The organism is Streptomyces stelliscabiei (assembly GCF_014873495.1).
In the GTDB taxonomy this organism is placed as follows: Bacteria; Actinomycetota; Actinomycetes; order Streptomycetales; family Streptomycetaceae; genus Streptomyces; species Streptomyces bottropensis.
Genome location: NZ_JADBGF010000001.1, coordinates 4940159 through 4955394 on the forward strand (window position 1 = coordinate 4940159; position 15236 = coordinate 4955394).

Here is a 15236-nt window from a genome sequence, read left to right on the forward strand (position 1 = left end):
GGCACGTTACTCCTCCGTGGGCGAGCATCGTGGCAGAAGCGAAGCATTCGCCGGTGGCGGTCCACGGGTTGAACACTCACGCGTCGACACCCGTACTGACACTCGTCGCGCGCCTGTCCGAAGACGCCGTATCCGCAGGACACACGGGTCGCCGGGTCACTGCCCGGCGAGCGGCGCCCGCAGGACGTCCAGGACGAGCTTGAGCGAGTTCACGGTGTGCGGGAGGGGTACACCCGCGTCCAGGAGCGCTTTGAGCTTGCGCTCGTTGTGCGCGTAGCCCAGAAAGGGAACCCCCGCGTCGCGGGCCGCCGCGAAGTCCGTCGGCGCGTCGCCGACCATCAGGGCGCGCGCGGGATCCGCTCCCATCGCGTTGAGGGCCTGGCGCAGGATGTGAGGGTGCGGCTTCATCAGGTCGAGGTCGCGGGTGCGGCCGTACATGTAGGGGAAGCACTCGGCGAGGCCGCGGGTGTCGATGTAACGGGCCGCGGCGAGAGCCGAGTTGTTGGTCGTGATGGCGAACCTGGCCCGACGGGACCAGGTCCGGATGAGCGGGTCGGCCCAACTGGTGGGGTACGCCTTCGGCGCGGCGGTCAGCTCCTGCTGGGTGAGCCACTCCTCCAGGTCGACGATGAGGTCGCTGCTGGGGTGACGCCGGCCGAGGCCCAGGAGGACGACCTGCGGGTCCGCCGTGTCGCGCTCCCGCTCGGTCAGCAGCCCGCCCAGCCCGCGCCGGTCGATCAACTCCACCAGATCGCGGGCCACTTGGTGCGCGGGATGCCCGGAAAACAGTCGACAGATCGGCCCGTCCAGGTCCCAGAGCACGTAGCGGACGGGGGTGATCAGTTCTCGGAGGGACTCTGTCTGTGCTGTCACCGGTTCAGTCTGCGCCGTATCAGGAGTCACTAGGAGAGTGTCAGGTCCGTCGTGATGGTTTCCCAGAGGGCGTTGAACCATTGCTGGGACTGATCGACGAAGGCCGCGTCGCGGGGTCCCGTCTCCTTCTCGAAGGAGAACAGGAGCGACTGGGTGCCGAAGGCGTCGTACATCTGAAGGGGGCCGTCCTCCATCTGCTCCTCGCGCTGCATGAGCATGTAGTAGGCGATCAGGGCCTCCTGGCCGTTGAGGAGGTACAGCTTGACGGGCGGGGTGAAGGGGAGGGCGCGGAAGGTGACGCGGACGTCGAGCTGGTGGGACGTGCGCAGGGCCAGGAGGTTGTGGCGCAGGACGCGGATCTGGGCGTTGCGCTGGTCGAGCCAGCGCTTGTGGACCGGGTCCTCGTCGTCCGTGCCCCGCCCCTCCACCGGGACCGGGAACGCCAGGTTGATCTTCCGGGAGGGCAGGAGGATGCGTACGTCGATGGACTCGGGACGCATCGTGCCCTCGTGGATGCGGCGCACCGGTTCGCCGAGGGCCAGCATCAGGGTCTCGGCGGTGAGGCAGGCCGCGTCGACGCGGACGTGCGGCGCGGAGAAGGCCGCGGCGAGGCGGGGGCCGAGGCCCACCATCGTGGACTGCGGTGCGTCCCTCGCGGGGTGGAGTGCCTCGGCGACCCTGGGCGGGCTCCCCTTGCTCACGTTGCTCAGCAGCCCGTCCTCCTGCAGGGCACGCAGCGCCTGACGGACCGGGCCGCGCTCCACGCCGAACTCCTCCGCCAGTTCGGCCTGGGTGGGCAGGCGCTCGCCGGGCCTGAGCTCGCCGCTGCGGATACGGTCCCGCAGGGTGTCGGCGATCTCCTGGGACGAGAGCTTTCTGCTGCCGTTCACTGCAACGTTCTCCTGAGTCACGACCAAACGGTACAACTCTCACCCATCTTTGGGGAGTTCACCGCAAGGTGGTTATAAACCTAGACCAAATGGGAACCATTTAAACGAAGTTGGTTGCCAACTTTCTCAAGTTGGCAGAGGTACCGACTCTCACCGGCCCCCTGGTCACCCAGCCCCTCGGAGGAGGTACCACCATGCCCGCTGCCCTCGCCCTCGCCTCCGCCCTCGTCGTCGTCGCCCTCCAGCGCTTCGTCGAGTGGCGCTACGGCACCATGGGAGTCATCGGCCTGCTGTTCCTCACGATCGGACTGAAGGCCAACAACCACACGTGCAGCTCGATCGGCGCGGTCATCCTCGCGCTGATGTTCGCCGGACCCGCGATGTGAGGCGAGAACGCCCGCTGCCCGTGAGCGGGCGGCACGACCCTCAGGTCGTGAGCAGCAGGTCCGAACTGATGGTCTCCCACAGGGCGTTGAACCACAGGCCGGACTGCTCGACGAAGGTCGTGTCCCGCGGGGCCGCGGCCGCGTTCCGTTCGAACGCGAACAGCGTGGACTGGGTCCCCTCGGCGTCGTACATCTCCAGCTGCTCGCTGTCCACCTCGGCCTCCTTCCGCTGGACCGTGTAGTACGCGAACAGCGCCTCGCGGCCGTTGAGCAGATACAGCTTCACGGGCGGTGTGAAGGGCAGCGCGCGGAAGGAGACACGGACGTCGATGCCGTGCGTGGACCGCAGGGCCAGCAGGTTGTGCCTGAGGACCTGCCCCTGCGCGTTGCGCTGGGCGAGCCAGCGGCGCTGCAGCCGGCCGTCGACCGAGGCGTCCACCGGGGTCGGGAAGGCCAGCGGGATGTCCCGGCTGGGCAGCATCACCCGGACATCGACCCTGGCCGGATTTATGCGCCCCGCGTGAATCTCGCGCAACGACTCACCCACGGCGAGCGTGAGGGACACGGACGTCAGACACAGGGCGTCGATCCGCACATGCGGGGCCGCGAAGGCGGCGGACACGCGCGGGCCGAGTTCCACCATCGTGGGCCGCGGGGCCGCTTCCGGCCCGCCGACGGCCGCCGTTCCCAGGCCCGCGGCGACGGTCGCCGGACTGCCCTTGGAGACATTGGTGAGCAGGTGCTCCGACTGAAGGACGCGCAGGGCCTGCCGTACGGCCCCGCGCTCCACGCCGAACTCGTCGGCCAGCTTCGCCTGTGTGGGCATGCGCTGTCCCGGTCGCAGCTCGCCGGACCTGATCCGGCCGCGCAACACGTCGGCCACCTCGTGGTGTGACCTCTGGGGCCGCTGTGACGACTTCCGCCCATCGACGGCCGTGCGTTCCCGCTCCACGAACAAACACTACAACTTCTCGCCATCTTTGGGCAGTTCGTGGGAAGGTGGTTATGAGACGACTCCAAGAGGACATAAGTAAGGTGAAGTTGGTTGCCAACTTCCCCAACATGGTCAAACCTTGGGACTGTTGGTGACACCGAGACCGACCGATCGACCTCCCCTCCGGAGGGGAGCCGGGAGTCCGACCGGTCCGCACAGCCACAACTGAATGGATCAGCCACAACTGAATGCGCAGCCACAACCACAACTGAACAGCTACGGATTCCGCACACACGCACACACACCACGAAAGGTTCAGAAGATGTCCGGGCACCACGGTCGCCTGGACGTCCGCAGCAGGGCGTCGGCTACGGAGGCGGCGCCCTTCCGCTGTTCCCGGACCCGGCCGAGCGCGCCGAGCCGTACGGCCGACTCGTCGCCCAGCCACAGCGCCGCCAGGTCCGAGGCCTCCAGCACGAGGTCCCCGTCCTCGCTCGTCGGCACACAGCTCGCGCCGTCCGGGCCCGCGTCCAGGCGGTAGCGCCCGTCCGCGAAGCCGCCCGCGTCGACGACCTCCAGCACCAGCGTCCCGGTCCCGGCGTACGTACGCGTCTCCAACGCCCGTACGACGTCCAGGATCCGCACCCACAGCCAGTCCGCCTGCGTGGTGACGCTCACGGCGCGCGGGTCGGGGAAGAAGTGCGGCAGCAGGTCGTCGGGGGCCCGCCAGCCGGACTTGACCTTGGTGATCCAGTCGATCGAGCAGAGGTAGTGCCACAGGGCGCGCTCGGCGGCCGGGGTCGTCGCGATCAGCCAGTTGACGTCGGCCGTGTTCTGCGGCTGCTTCATCTGCCAGCTGTCGTCCGCCTCGTACGAGACGAGCCCCTCGACCTCACCGGCCGCCGAGCGGTACACCGCGTAGAACGGGTCGGTCCAGGAGGAACTGGTCCGCAGGTCACCCGTGTTGACCCGCCACCAGCGCTCGTCGCGGCTCACCGCGCCCGGCTGGGCGTGGCGCAGGCGGTCGTGGAGGGCGGGGCCGAGGGCGCGTACGGCCGCGCCGTCGACGAGATCGACCCGGCCGCCGTCCGCCGGGCCGGACCAGCGGGGGTCCAGGCCGGTGCGGGGGACGTCGACGGTCCACTCGGTGGTCCAGGTGGCGGGGCCGAAGCCGTAGCGGCCGTAGATCGGGTACTCGGCGGCGATCAGGGTGGCGACGACGTCGCCGCGTTCCTTCGCGGCGGTGAGGTCCTGGGCCATCATCCGGGTGAGGAGGCCCCGGCGGCGGTGGGTGGGGCTGACCGTGACGTTCGAGATGGCGTCGGCGGGGACGGTCCGGCCGCCGACGACCGTCAGTTCCTGGGGGAACGAGCGGAAGGTCGCGACCACCTGGGCGGTGTCGGTGGGGGTGAGGGGGGTGTGGGCGCGTGACGCGTCCAGCGCGGCGAGGGTGCGGGACGGCTCGATGTGGGACGAGCGGTCCTTGAGCTCCTGGGGGGAGAGGGGTTCCGGGGGGCGGAGGAATCCGGTGTTCAGGGCGTTCAGCCAGGCCGGGATCTCGTCCTCGGTGACGGGGCGTACGGCTATGTCGTGGGAGGAGCTCATGGGGCCACGCTAGGGGGCGGCCCGCGGTGTGTCTCGGGGATTTTCCCGCCCCGCCGGTGCGGGGAGGCGGGGCTTCTCGCGCGGTTCCCCCGCGCCCCTGGAAGGGCGCGGGGTCCGGCGTCAGGTGAGCAGATCGTCCACCTGGGCCTCGCCCTCCCGGTAGCGGCGGGCGATCTCGGCGCTGCAGTCGTCCGCGGTGCGCTGGAGGCGCTGGCGGCGGCCGGAGATCTGCTGCTCGTGGTGGACGAGACGGGCGAGACCGACGGTGAGTTCGTCGTCGGTACGGGCCCGGAGGTCGGAGAGTTCGACCTCGTCCAGCATCTCGGCGGCGAGCCGGCGGTACTCCTCGCCGTACGGCGTGCCCACGGTGACGTGCCGGGCCGAGGAACGGTGCCGGGCCGGGGCGTCCGTGAGGATCGCCGAGAGGCGGTCCACGAGCGCCGCCGGGTCCGCCGCGCCGCCCCGGCGGGCCAGTTCGGCACGCAGGATGTCGATACGGCCCTGGAGCAGCCGCCGCAGATAGCTGAGGTCGGCCTCGTCCCGCTGGGCGTCCCGGCGCAGAGTGCGCAGTTCGGGCAGCCGCAGCCGGGACAGTTCGTGCTCGGCCTGGTCCGGCGGCGGCAGCGGTGCGCTGTCCGTGCGCTGGACCGGTGGCCGGCGGATACCGGGGCCGGGCCCCGGGGTCGTACGGGTGGACGTCGCAGTCCCCGGGGGCTGCCCAAAACTCGATGTGCTCATGCGCCTCAACCGTCCCCTCGACCGGTGTGTGTGAGCATCGTGCCACTCTCTGTGGTCACTATGTGACCGAGTCCCCGCGATCCACCCCAGATGGGCGGTAATGGATCAATGAGAAAGACCGGGCAAAGCGCTCCGCAAACCCCGGTGATCACGGACCCCCCGTAAGAGGGACCCCCTCGCACACGGTTGATGGACGTCGGCGGCATGATGGTCGGCATGCGTGCGGTGGTGCAGAGGGTCGACGGCGCGAGTGTCGTCGTCGACGGTGAGACGGTCGGCGAGATCCAGGGCGAGGGATTGTGCGTCCTCGTCGGGGTGACGCACGACGACACCAAGGAGAAGGCGGCGCAGCTGGCCCGCAAGCTGTGGTCCGTGCGGATGCTGCACGACGAGAGGTCGTGCAGCGATGTGGACGCGCCGTTGCTGGTGATCAGCCAGTTCACGCTGTACGGCGACGCGCGCAAGGGCCGTCGGCCCACCTGGAACGCGGCGGCGCCCGGCGACATCGCCGAACCGCTGGTGGAGGAGGTCGTCGCACAGTTGCGGGCCCTGGGGGCGACCGTGGCCACGGGGCGGTTCGGGGCGAGCATGCGGGTCGGGCTGACGAACGACGGGCCCTTCACGGTGCTGCTGGAGATGTAGGAAGCGGGGCCGCCGCGCGACGGGCGGCGGGGGCGGGGCAGGGGGGCGCAACCCGGCGCGCGAAGGCCGCCGGACCCACCCGTCCGCCCTCGCGTCACCACGGAGCGTTTCGGAGCACCGCGGAGCGAAACCCCACCCGTACGGCCCATACAGCCCCTATGGCCCCTACGGCTCGACCACCGTCTCCTGTGCCGCCGCCGTCGTGTCCGCCATCAGCCGCGCGTCGACCGGCACGTTGCGCTTGATCAGCGCGAGGGCCACCGGGCCCAGCTCGTGATGGCGTACGGACGTCGTGATGAAGCCGAGCTTGCGGCCGTCGGGACCGTCGTCGGCGAGGCGGAGTTCCGCGCCGCGCGGCGGGAGGTGGACCTCGCTGCCGTCGAGGTGGAGGAAGACCAGACGGCGCGGGGGCTTGCCCAGGTTCTGGACGCGGGCGACGGTCTCCTGACCCCGGTAGCAGCCCTTCTGCAGATGCACCGCCGTGCCGATCCAGCCCAGCTCGTGCGGGATGGTGCGGTGGTCGGTCTCGAAGCCGAGGCGGGGGCGGTGGTGCTCGACCCGCAGCGCCTCGTACGCGAGGAGACCCACCGCGGGGCCCGCCTTGTCCGCGTACGACTCCAGGTCGGCGCGCGGCAGGAACAGATCACGGCCGTAGGGGGTCTCGCGGACGACCGTGCCCTGCGGGATCCCGGTGATCGAACCGGCCGGAAGGTGGACGACGGCGACGTCGTCCGTCCGGTCGGCCACGTCGACCCGGTAGAAGAACTTCATCGACTCCAGGTAGGCGAGCAGCGCCTGCTGGGTGCCGGGTTCGACATGGATCCAGACGGTGGTGCCGTCGTCGACCAGGTAGAGCGCGTGCTCGATGTGGCCGTTGGCGGAGAGGATCAGCGCCTCGGTGGCCTCGCCCGTGGGCAGTTCGCTGACGTGCTGGGTGAGCAGCAGGTGCAGCCAGCTGAGCCGGTCCTCGCCGGTGACGGTCAGGACGCCCCGGTGGGAGAGGTCGACGAATCCGGTGCCGTCGGCGAGGGTGCGCTGTTCGCGGAACAGGTCGCCGTAGTGCGCGGCGACACCTTCGTCCACCCCCTCGGCGGGGACGGCGCCGGGCAGGGACAGCAGAGGGCTTTTCATACGCCAAGCCTACGACTCGGTAGTTGAACCCTTGGAGGTCGATCCCTTGGAAACCGGTGCCCCGGGGGTAGATCCCCCGGAGGGCGATCCCTCGGAGGGCGATCCCTTGGCGCGCGCGGCCTTGCGCGAACAGTCCTGGCAGCGGCCGAAGATCGCGAAGTGCTTCATGTCGGTGTCGAAGCCGAACGTCTCGCGCAGCTTGGCCGTGAAGTCGGCCGCCACCGACACGTCCGCCTCGATCACGTCCGTGCAGTCCCGGCAGACGAGGTGGAGGTGATGGTGCCGGTCCGCCAGGTGGTACGTCGGCGCGCCGTGCCCCAGATGGGCATGGCTGACCAGCCCCAGCTCCTCCAGCAGCTCCAGGGTCCGGTAGACCGTCGAGATGTTGACCCCCGACGCCGTCTTCCGGACCTCCACGAGGATGTCGTCGGGGGTCGCGTGCTCCAGGGTGTCCACGGCTTCGAGCACGAGCTGCCGCTGCGGCGTCAGCCGGTAGCCGCGCTGCCTGAGGTCACTCTTCCAGTCGGTGCTCACCACGGGTCCAGTCTAGGGCGGGCCGGGCGGGGTCGGGGGGTCCGCCGACAGGACACCGTTCAGCAGGGCGTCGGCGAGCACGGCGCGGTAGGCGCGGGTGGCGCGAGCGATCTCGGTGTGCGCCTGGATCTTGTCATCGAGGGCGGCGAGCGTGGCACCGATGGTCTCCTGCTCGGCGGGCGGCGGCAGGACGACGGGCAGTTCGCCGAGGGTACGAATGCTCAGTGACGGGATCACGGAACCGGCCGTCCGGGTCCTGATCCACTCCTGTGCCGCCGCCGAGCTCAGAAAGGCGGCGAGATAAGCGGGCGGGACCATCGCCTTCCCGGGCAGCCGGAGCCGTACCAGGTTGGGGTGGAGCAGCCAGCCCGCATGTTCCCCGGTGACCAGTGCGCAACGGCCCACGGTTCCGGTGCGGGTAACCAGGATGTCTCCCTCGGCCAGCTGGTACTTCGCCAGCGTCCGCGCCCGGTCCCAGGGGATCGCCGGTACGGCGGCGGCCTTCCCCGCAGCGATCCGCAGGCCGTCCAGGTCTCGTGGCAGTACGACCGGGGTCCCACCGTCCACTTGAAGGTGACCCTTGTCCTCGGCTCGTGCCGCCGGGCCTGCGGTGATGGAGGCGCACAGGTCCCGCAGCGGGGCGCGCGACCAGCCCGGCGGCAGCGGTTCACCGGTATCGACACTCGTCACAGTCCGTACCTCCTGAACCACCGAAGCACCTCGGCGTCGGCCGCGGCCACCCGCTGGTGCAGAGCCTCGATCTCCTCGCCCAGCCGTGCCAGCCGTTCCCGGGTCTCGGTGGGCCCGGCCCCGGGAACGGCCGAGGCCGGGCCCACTGGCCTGACATGCTGTACGGGATCGAGGCTGTGACCGTGCGCCACGATGTCCGGCACCGACACGGGCCTGCTCAGCCCAGGGGTGCCCGTGAAGGAGGACCCGCCCGTCAGGGACGTGTGCCACGACACGTACTCCCCCACCAGCTGTCCGATGTCGTCGTCGGACAGAGCCCGCTGGGTCCGGGTGACCTGGTGCCCGAGGTGCCCGCCGTCCACGAACAGCACATCGGGGGCGGGCGTTCCGCCGGAGCCGGGGGCGCGCAGGAACCAGATGTGCGTCCTGACGGCCGTGAGCGTGAAGAGTGCGGGGGGCAGCGCGATCACACACTCCACCGCCCCGGCCTCGACGAGCCCCCCGCGCACCGCCTCGGCGGCACCGCTGTTGGAGGCGGCCCCAGCCGGCATCAGCACAGCGGCCCGGCCGTCGGGAGCGAGCCGCGAGACGGCGTACTGGATCCAGTCGAACTCGATCCGGCGGGCGGGGCCGTACTTCCAGTACGAGGGTGGGGATACGTCCTCCGGGAAGCGGCCGAAGGGAGGATTGGTGAGCAGCACGTCGCAGGTCTCGGGAAAGCCGGGAGGGCCGATGGGAGGGCCGACGGGATCGAGCGCCGGAGTCACGAGTCCATCGTCACTGACGGTCGCCTCGCCGAGCCATGCCATGCGCCCGTGGTGCACCTGCAGGTTGTCGACCGCCGCCACCCGTTCCGGGGGGCTGGGCGCCCGGCCGCTGATCAGAGGCCGTTCGCCACCACCGTGTGCCGCGACCGCGTCCAGATAGGCGACCAGCAGCTCTCCGACACGGGCGTACGGATCGTGCACGTACACCGCGCCGGGCCGTACGGCCGCCAGAGCCCCCGCCATGACCCGGCTCACGGACGGCGGGGTGAGAAACGCCCCGCCCTCGCGTGCGTGCTCCGCGCGCCAGCGTCTCAGAATGTGATCGAACGCCGCTCGGGCTTCCTGCTCGGACCCCACAGGGGTGCGCCCCAGCGTGTCGAAGAGTTCGGGCAGCGCGCCGGGCGGAAACACTCGCTGCGCGTAGTCGTGCTCGGGCGCCATCACGGCGTAGCGCCTCAACTCCTCGGCCATACCCTCATCGGGGTCCTTGATGTGCTCGTAGACGAAACGCAGCAACCACCCGAGGTAGTCGTCCAGCGGCATGCCCCCCCTCAGCCGGTCCGCCTCCGGCCCCGCGAGCCGCTCGACCAGCCGGAGCAGTCCGCCGGCCGTCCCGCCGAGACCCGCGCGGAACCGGTCGCCGTAGGTCGTGCCCACCGGTTCGCCGGGAAGCAGGGCGTTCGCGGGGACGGTCCGGGTGGACAGCCAGGCCAGCACCTCGGCGGCACGGAACAGTTCGGGGTCGCCACCGACCGGAGCGGGATACTCGGCATAGCGCCGCTCCCAGTTGGTCACTGCGGGCCGCTTCACCTTGGCGAGGCGCGCGATCTCGGGCCGGGAGACGAGCCTGTCGGCGGGCGCCGGGCCACCGCTGGTGGCGGGCGCTGACGCCCCGGAGCCGGTCATGGCACTCCCTCCATCGGACCTCATCAGAACCGAGGCGGCCAGACGCCGCCGACCACGTCCGCCCGGTCGGCGAGCACGGCCGGAAAGCGGTCCATGGCCTGCGCCTCCTTGGCGAGTTGAGGGCTGAGGTAGCCGAGGACGCGGTAGATCTTGGCATGGTCGGCGGCAAGGTGACGGTGGAAGACCGGCTCGTGATGCATGATCCGGTTACGGAAGCGGACCAGCGACAGAAGGCTGTCATGCAGTCCGGCGCGACGTCCCGAATAGTGCGGGAACGCCTTGTGCGTAACGGGCACCCAGAAGCCACGGTCATAGCCGCGTGCGCCGCTCACCAGGGAGATCCAGAAACCGAAGGACAACTCGGCGACGATACCGTCCGCGCACACCACGCTCGTTCCGTTCCGTCGGCACTTCTCGCGCGCCTCGTCGACCAGCCGGAGGCCGTTGCTGTTCAGGGGCGCGCTGACCCACCAGTCCGGCCTGCCGTGATGCCTGACGAGTTCGTCATGCAGAGCGTTGCGCAGCGTGACTTCCAGACAGTGGAGGGGGCCGTAGAACGCCGCGGACGCGGAGACATTCCACCAGTACAGTCGCATCGCTGTCTCGGCGTCGCCGCCCGCGACCGCGAGGTAGATGGCCATGCGCGGCTTCGACAGGGCCTTCGCCAGCCACTCAGGCAGCTCGTCAGTCATGGCTTCCCCCTGCATGGATGGAGTCTGGTAACGTCGGTCGAGTACGTCTCGGGTCCGCCTCTGTTCTCATGCCGCCCGAGACACGGCTTTGAGGAACCCCGGTCGCAGGTCTATTGCGACCGGGGTTCCGTGCGTTCAGAGAACCCCGAAGACATCCGTCACTGTAGTGTCCGCACACCCTGCATCGCAAGCGCATTGCCGTACCGTTGATTCTGTTAACCCCTTCGAGGTTGACGCCGCGCAGAAAACGACTCCCCCGGCCACTAGGACACGGGGGAGTGCGGGACTTGCACCAGAAGTCGGCGAGCGGGCCTACTTGAAGAACGCGATGCCGTCGTCCGGCATGTCGTCCGGCAGGGCCTTCGCCCAGCGCTCGACGTCCTCGGGGGTGACGACCTTCTTCAGGTGCGCGGACATGTAGGGGCGCAGCTCGACGTCGGGCGTCGCCTTCTCGCCGACCCACATCAGGTCGCTGTGCACGTAGCCGTACAGCCGCTTGCCGCCGCTGTAGGGCCCCGAGGCCGCCGTCCGCGCGACCGCGTCCGTGACCACGTCGATCTGCGGCTTCTGCTTGGCCAGCTCGCCGTACCAGACCTCGACGACGCCGTCGTCACGGGTCATGACGATCTCGACCTTGCGGTCGGCGTCGATGCGCCAGAATCCGGACTCGGTCTCCAGCGGACGGACCTTGTTGCCGTCCTTGTCCAGCACCCAGGTGTGGGAGTGGTACTCCAGGAAGTCCCGGCCGTCGTGGGAGAAGGTGACCTCCTGGCCGAAGTTGCACTTCTCGGCACCGGGGAAGTCGTGGACGCCCGCGCCCGCCCAGTCGCCGAGCAGAAAGGCGAGGGGGACGAGGTCCTTGTGCAGGTCGGACGGGATCTCGATCATGAGTGGCGTTCCTGGATGTCCTCGACGTGGGTCAGCGCTGGCCCTGGTACAGCTTCTTCACGGTCAGACCGGCGAAGGCGAGAACGCCGACGGCGACCAGGACCAGCAGGATTTCGAAGAAGAGTTCCACGGGGTGCTCCTCGGATGAGCCGGGGGTTCGGTACTGCACAAGGCCGGGCCCCAGCTTACGCGGCCGGGGTCGGGGGTTCGCCGCGAGGTGGGCCTTCGCCGCCCGGCCGCGACGACGATCGCGTTCCGCGTGGTCATGTCGGTGATCGCGGCGCGGACTACCATGCGGCCATGGCGAAGAAGCTCGTGATCAAGGTGACGGCCGGGGCGGACGCCCCCGAGCGCTGCTCCCAGGCCTTCACGGTGGCCGCCGTGGCCGTGGCCAGTGGGGTGGAGGTGTCCCTGTGGCTGACCGGCGAGTCCGCGTGGTTCGCGCTGCCGGGCCGGGCCGCCGAGTTCGAACTGCCGCACGCCGCCCCGCTCCCCGACCTCGTCGACTCGATCCTCGCAGGCGGCCGGGTCACCCTGTGCACGCAGTGCGCCGCCCGCCGGGACATCACCGAGAAGGACGTCATCGAGGGCGTGCGGATCGCGGGCGCGCAGGTGTTCGTACAGGAGGCGCTGGCGGACAACACCCAGGCGCTCGTCTACTGAGCAGCTGGGTGGGCCGGGTCTAGGACCTCGGCCGTCTCCTGCCGTCCAGCTCGTCCCACCACTCGTCGGACTTCGGGTCGCCGGAGGGGTCGTCCCACCAGCGGTCGTCGGGGCCGCGCCGGTTGGCGACGACGGCGGCGAGCGGCGGGATGACCATGGCGACCACGCACATGCCGACCGCGACCGGGACCGACCAGAGGCGTACGACGCCCCACGCCAGGACGAAGAGGGCGAGGCACGTGCCCATCATGGCGAAGTAGGCGTGGCGCCGGCGGGCGTACATGTCTCCAGCGTAGGCCCGCGCACGGCGCAGGGCCGTACCCCGGTTCGGACACCCGGGGTACGGCCCTGCGCCGTTCGGAACAACCGCCTCAGACGGCGATCGCGACCTCCGCCAGGCCGCCCTGCTCGGCGACGACGGTGCGGTCGGCGGTGCCGCCGGGGACGAGCGCGCGGACGGTCCAGGTGCCCTCGGCCGCGTAGAAGCGGAACTGGCCCGTCGCGGAGGTCGGGACCTCCGCCGTGAACTCGCCGGTCGAGTCCAGCAGACGGACGTAGCCGACCACCGGCTCGCCGTCGCGGGTCACCTGGCCCTGGATCGTGGTCTCACCGGGCTTGATCGTCGAGGCGTCCGGGCCGCCGGCCTTCGCTCCACACATGTCTTTCTCCAAGAGAGGTCTGACCGGAAGGGAAGGCCGGTCGGGATGAACGGGACGTTCGCTTGCTACGGGTGCCGCTGGGTGCTGCCGGTCCTACTTGTTGGCGCCGAGCTCGATCGGGACGCCGACGAGGCTGCCGTACTCGGTCCAGGAGCCGTCGTAGTTCTTGACGTTCTCCACGCCGAGCAGCTCGTGCAGGACGAACCAGGTCAGCGCGGAGCGCTCACCGATGCGGCAGTAGGCGATGGTGTCCTTGGCCAGGTCCACCTGCTCGTCGGCGTACAGCTCCTTGAGCTGGTCGTCCGACTTGAAGGTGCCGTCGTCGTTGGCGTTCTTCGACCACGGGATGTTGCGGGCGCTGGGCACGTGGCCCGGACGCTGCGACTGCTCCTGCGGCAGGTGGGCCGGGGCGAGCAGCTTGCCGGAGAACTCGTCGGGCGAGCGCACGTCGACGAGGTTCTGCGAGCCGATCGCGGCGACGACGTCGTCACGGAAGGCGCGGATCGCGGTGTTCTGCGGCTTGGCCTTGTACGCGGTGGCGGGGCGCGCCGGCACCTCGTCGGTCAGCTCGCGGGCGTCCAGCTCCCACTTCTTGCGGCCACCGTCGAGCAGCTTGACGTTCTCGTGGCCGTACAGCTTGAAGTACCAGTAGGCGTACGAGGCGAACCAGTTGTTGTTGCCGCCGTAGAGGACGACGAGGGTGTCGTTGCCGATGCCCTTCTCCGACAGGAGCTTCTCGAAGCCCTCCTGGTCGACGAAGTCCCGGCGTACCGGGTCCTGGAGGTCCTTCGTCCAGTCGATCCGGATGGCGTTCTTGATGTGGTTCTTCTCGTACGCCGTCGTGTCCTCGTCGACCTCGACGATGGCGATGTTCGGGTCGTCGAGGTTGGCCTCGACCCAGTCGGCGTCTACCAGGACGTCGCTGCGGCTCATGCTCTTTCTCCTCCGGGGCAGTTACGGCGGGGTGCGGGTGCCTCCGGCGTTCGGCCGGGGCGCGCAGGGATGGGCCCTGGCTCGAACAGGGCAGGCATCGGGGGACGCGGCGGCAGGACTCCGCCGCTCGCTCAGAAAGTGCGACAGAGCATGGCGGCGACGCGGCACAGGTCTACTGCCCGCCGCTTCGTGAGATCCGCCTGTCGCTTCATGAGTATCGATCGTAGGGACGGACAGGCAGACGTGTCACCGGCGTGTCGGATATTGAGACGCGATCGTCCGCAATATGGGATGAGAAGGGGGCGCACGCCGGTGCGGCACCGATTCCGGAGGGGTGTATCGATCGTCACAGCTAACCTGCGGACATGACCGTCTCGCCCATCGGACACTCCAGGTCCGCGGCGGGTGCCGCCCCGGATCCCGACTCCCGTCCTACCCGGCCAGCCTGACGTTCGAACCCCGGACGGTGATGTCCACGCCGTCCGACGCGGCCTCGACCTTGTGGAGCTTGATGCCGCCGGGGAGGCCGTCGATCTTCTGCTCGAAGTCGGTGATCGACCGGACCTGGCCCTCCGCGGCCTCGACGACCAGGTTCGGCAGGTTGTCGGCGTGCACCTTCACGGTGTCGCCGTCGACGGTGACCGTGCTGAGCACCGGGTACGTCGTCGACTTGCCCAGGAAGGTGACCTTGATGTCGACCTTGACCTTGCCGTTGCCGCCGTCGGAGAGGCCGACGACCTGGGCGGTCGCACCGGGGAGGATCTGTGTCGGCGCGGACTTGGCGGCCTTGAGGAGTTCGTCGTAGGTGATGGTCGCCGTGCCGGTGGCGGTGGCTGCGGTGGCGGAGCTGTAGTCGCTGGAGAAGGCGACGCCGTGCATGTTCGCCTTCATGTCGGCGATACGGATGCTCTCGTCGGCCTTGCCCGTGGTCGCCTCGTAGTCCTCGATGCCGACCTCGACGTCGTCGAGTTCGCCGCTCGCGACCTGGGTGAGGAACGGGAAGCCCTTGATGGAGACGTCGGGGGTCTTGGCGAGGCCCTCGCTGGTCTTCAGCTGCTCGGCCGCCTCGTCCTCGGCGAAGCCGACGGCGACGCGGTCGGCGATCACGAAGAGGCCGCCCAGGATCACGGCGACGATGACAAGTATTCGCAGTGCGCGCATGGCTCTGTGTTCCCCACGTAGTCCACTCGGCGTTCGGCCCGGCGATCGGTCGGTCCGGCTTCAACGACCTGAGTGGCCGTTCTACGCGAGGGTAATCGGGCGGGTGTAAGGGCGGGGTGGGCCGGGTCGCGTTGTTGATCAGCT

Annotated in this window: 18 protein-coding genes; 3 read left to right on the forward strand and 15 right to left on the reverse strand. The window is 69.7% G+C overall.

Translation table 11 applies throughout. The features are described from left to right. Window positions 1–156: 156 nt before the first annotated feature. Both H4687_RS21785 and H4687_RS21790 read right to left on the reverse strand, forming a co-directional pair. On the reverse strand, window positions 157–873 hold the full coding sequence (locus H4687_RS21785) for an HAD family hydrolase (protein WP_046918918.1): 717 nt from the start codon (window positions 871–873) through the stop codon (window positions 157–159). A 29-nt stretch (window positions 874–902) separates the two neighbouring features. Further along, window positions 903–1763 (reverse strand): GntR family transcriptional regulator, encoded by an 861-nt coding sequence (locus H4687_RS21790; RefSeq protein WP_046918919.1) that lies wholly within the window; start codon window positions 1761–1763, stop codon window positions 903–905. Between the two features lie 194 nt (window positions 1764–1957). Here H4687_RS21790 and H4687_RS21795 point away from each other — a divergent pair, with 194 nt between their 5' ends. After that, complete coding sequence (locus tag H4687_RS21795; protein ID WP_005476857.1) at window positions 1958–2149, forward strand: hypothetical protein; 192 nt, start codon at window positions 1958–1960, stop codon at window positions 2147–2149. Window positions 2150–2189: 40 nt separating this feature from the next. On the opposite strand, the gene H4687_RS21800 is transcribed toward H4687_RS21795, so the two are convergent. The 3 genes from H4687_RS21800 to H4687_RS21810 all read right to left on the reverse strand — a co-directional run bounded on the left by H4687_RS21800 (window position 2190) and on the right by H4687_RS21810 (window position 5426). Further along, complete coding sequence (locus H4687_RS21800; protein WP_179860087.1) at window positions 2190–3107, reverse strand: winged helix-turn-helix domain-containing protein; 918 nt, start codon at window positions 3105–3107, stop codon at window positions 2190–2192. A 291-nt stretch (window positions 3108–3398) separates the two neighbouring features. Then, a complete protein-coding gene (locus tag H4687_RS21805; protein ID WP_050399180.1) occupies window positions 3399–4688 on the reverse strand; it encodes a GNAT family N-acetyltransferase in 1290 nt (429 codons plus the stop codon). Window positions 4689–4808: 120 nt separating this feature from the next. After that, window positions 4809–5426 carry an RsiG family protein gene (locus tag H4687_RS21810; protein ID WP_050399179.1) on the reverse strand — a complete coding sequence of 206 codons (618 nt, stop codon included), beginning with the start codon at window positions 5424–5426 and terminating at the stop codon, window positions 4809–4811. A 216-nt stretch (window positions 5427–5642) separates the two neighbouring features. Between H4687_RS21810 and dtd the strand changes: the two genes are divergently transcribed. Continuing rightward, window positions 5643–6068 carry a D-aminoacyl-tRNA deacylase gene (dtd, locus tag H4687_RS21815; RefSeq protein WP_028797086.1) on the forward strand — a complete coding sequence of 142 codons (426 nt, stop codon included), beginning with the start codon at window positions 5643–5645 and terminating at the stop codon, window positions 6066–6068. A gap of 165 nt (window positions 6069–6233) precedes the next feature. Here dtd and ygfZ read toward each other — a convergent pair whose 3' ends face one another. The 6 genes from ygfZ to H4687_RS21845 all read right to left on the reverse strand — a co-directional run bounded on the left by ygfZ (window position 6234) and on the right by H4687_RS21845 (window position 11676). Further along, the gene (ygfZ, locus tag H4687_RS21820; RefSeq protein ID WP_046917834.1) at window positions 6234–7199 is read right to left on the reverse strand and encodes a CAF17-like 4Fe-4S cluster assembly/insertion protein YgfZ; all 966 of its coding nucleotides are present in this window, start codon (window positions 7197–7199) and stop codon (window positions 6234–6236) included. A gap of 9 nt (window positions 7200–7208) precedes the next feature. Continuing rightward, window positions 7209–7736 carry a Fur family transcriptional regulator gene (locus H4687_RS21825; RefSeq protein WP_046917835.1) on the reverse strand — a complete coding sequence of 176 codons (528 nt, stop codon included), beginning with the start codon at window positions 7734–7736 and terminating at the stop codon, window positions 7209–7211. A gap of 9 nt (window positions 7737–7745) precedes the next feature. Continuing rightward, entirely contained in the window at window positions 7746–8423 is a 678-nt protein-coding gene (locus H4687_RS21830; protein ID WP_046917836.1) for a restriction endonuclease subunit S, read from the reverse strand. Beyond that, entirely contained in the window at window positions 8420–10096 is a 1677-nt protein-coding gene (locus H4687_RS21835; protein ID WP_046917837.1) for an N-6 DNA methylase, read from the reverse strand. Before H4687_RS21835 ends, H4687_RS21830 begins: the two co-directional genes overlap by 4 nt. 23 nt (window positions 10097–10119) lie before the next feature. Further along, window positions 10120–10788, reverse strand: coding sequence for a hypothetical protein (locus tag H4687_RS21840; protein WP_046917838.1), 669 nt, complete (start codon window positions 10786–10788; stop codon window positions 10120–10122). A gap of 312 nt (window positions 10789–11100) precedes the next feature. Continuing rightward, window positions 11101–11676, reverse strand: a complete 576-nt coding sequence (locus H4687_RS21845) for an FABP family protein (RefSeq protein WP_005476868.1) — start codon at window positions 11674–11676, stop codon at window positions 11101–11103. 300 nt (window positions 11677–11976) lie between these two features. Between H4687_RS21845 and H4687_RS21850 the strand changes: the two genes are divergently transcribed. After that, a complete protein-coding gene (locus H4687_RS21850; RefSeq protein ID WP_046917839.1) occupies window positions 11977–12339 on the forward strand; it encodes a DsrE family protein in 363 nt (120 codons plus the stop codon). A gap of 19 nt (window positions 12340–12358) precedes the next feature. Here the strand turns inward: H4687_RS21850 and H4687_RS21855 are convergent, their stop codons facing one another. The 4 genes from H4687_RS21855 to H4687_RS21870 form a co-directional block, all read right to left on the reverse strand. Continuing rightward, a complete protein-coding gene (locus tag H4687_RS21855; protein WP_046917840.1) occupies window positions 12359–12622 on the reverse strand; it encodes a DUF3099 domain-containing protein in 264 nt (87 codons plus the stop codon). A gap of 88 nt (window positions 12623–12710) precedes the next feature. After that, window positions 12711–12998, reverse strand: a complete 288-nt coding sequence (locus H4687_RS21860; protein ID WP_013002600.1) for a DUF1416 domain-containing protein — start codon at window positions 12996–12998, stop codon at window positions 12711–12713. A 93-nt stretch (window positions 12999–13091) separates the two neighbouring features. Next, on the reverse strand, window positions 13092–13931 hold the full coding sequence (locus H4687_RS21865) for a sulfurtransferase (RefSeq protein ID WP_046917841.1): 840 nt from the start codon (window positions 13929–13931) through the stop codon (window positions 13092–13094). 432 nt (window positions 13932–14363) lie between these two features. Then, on the reverse strand, window positions 14364–15092 hold the full coding sequence (locus H4687_RS21870) for an LmeA family phospholipid-binding protein (RefSeq protein WP_046917842.1): 729 nt from the start codon (window positions 15090–15092) through the stop codon (window positions 14364–14366). Window positions 15093–15236: the final 144 nt, after the last annotated feature.

Bases quoted from the DNA above. Each gene is read 5' to 3' on its own strand.
- H4687_RS21795 (WP_005476857.1), top strand. From the start codon at position 1,958: ATGCCCGCTGCCCTCGCCCTCGCCTCCGCCCTCGTCGTCGTCGCCCTC.
- H4687_RS21805 (WP_050399180.1), bottom strand. From the start codon at position 4,688: ATGAGCTCCTCCCACGACATAGCCGTACGCCCCGTCACCGAGGACGAG.
- H4687_RS21810 (WP_050399179.1), bottom strand. From the start codon at position 5,426: ATGAGCACATCGAGTTTTGGGCAGCCCCCGGGGACTGCGACGTCCACC.
- dtd (WP_028797086.1), top strand. From the start codon at position 5,643: ATGCGTGCGGTGGTGCAGAGGGTCGACGGCGCGAGTGTCGTCGTCGAC.
- ygfZ (WP_046917834.1), bottom strand. From the start codon at position 7,199: ATGAAAAGCCCTCTGCTGTCCCTGCCCGGCGCCGTCCCCGCCGAGGGG.
- H4687_RS21835 (WP_046917837.1), bottom strand. From the start codon at position 10,096: ATGACCGGCTCCGGGGCGTCAGCGCCCGCCACCAGCGGTGGCCCGGCG.
- H4687_RS21840 (WP_046917838.1), bottom strand. From the start codon at position 10,788: ATGACTGACGAGCTGCCTGAGTGGCTGGCGAAGGCCCTGTCGAAGCCG.
- H4687_RS21845 (WP_005476868.1), bottom strand. From the start codon at position 11,676: ATGATCGAGATCCCGTCCGACCTGCACAAGGACCTCGTCCCCCTCGCC.
- H4687_RS21850 (WP_046917839.1), top strand. From the start codon at position 11,977: ATGGCGAAGAAGCTCGTGATCAAGGTGACGGCCGGGGCGGACGCCCCC.
- H4687_RS21855 (WP_046917840.1), bottom strand. From the start codon at position 12,622: ATGTACGCCCGCCGGCGCCACGCCTACTTCGCCATGATGGGCACGTGC.
- H4687_RS21860 (WP_013002600.1), bottom strand. From the start codon at position 12,998: ATGTGTGGAGCGAAGGCCGGCGGCCCGGACGCCTCGACGATCAAGCCC.
- H4687_RS21865 (WP_046917841.1), bottom strand. From the start codon at position 13,931: ATGAGCCGCAGCGACGTCCTGGTAGACGCCGACTGGGTCGAGGCCAAC.
- H4687_RS21870 (WP_046917842.1), bottom strand. From the start codon at position 15,092: ATGCGCGCACTGCGAATACTTGTCATCGTCGCCGTGATCCTGGGCGGC.